This is a genomic window from Tamlana crocina (assembly GCF_012037625.1).
Window position 1 is genome coordinate 1 of the sequence record NZ_JAAVJS010000230.1, and the last position, 453, is coordinate 453.

The 453-nt window shown below is 45.9% G+C and carries 1 protein-coding gene; it reads right to left on the bottom strand.

Going from position 1 to position 453, the window contains the following annotated elements; genetic code table 11:
• Positions 1 to 453 (bottom strand): RagB/SusD family nutrient uptake outer membrane protein (locus HC176_RS16455; protein ID WP_167920085.1); only part of this gene is annotated, 453 nt, incomplete at both ends.

Below are 453 nucleotides of genomic sequence, written 5' to 3' on the forward strand. Positions count from 1 at the left end.
TTCCCTGCGGAACATTACCTTTCCATGCCCATACTCCCTGGCTGGTGAATTGTCCAAACCTTACAAGGTCTGTACGGCGATGTGCTTCCCAATAAAGCTCTCTTCCTCTTTCTGCAAGAATAAAATCTAAAGTGAGGTCATTGGCAGAAATTGTTCCGCCACTTTCATAAGCTCTGTCTCTTAATTCATTGATATAGCTAACGGCCTGGTTCTGGCTACCACCACCTCCACGAAGTACAGCTTCTGCATACATTAGGTATACATCGGCAAGCCTGAACATCGGGAAGACGGTATCGGGATGTTCTCCTGTAGGATCAGATCCTGGGTTTCCTTCACTGTCCACGTTACGGAATTTTGCAACCGCATAGCCATCCTTGAATCTTGTGATATCACGAATTTCAAGACGTTGTCCTTCAGTAAAGAACATTTCTCGCTCATCCTGTGACTCAGCAC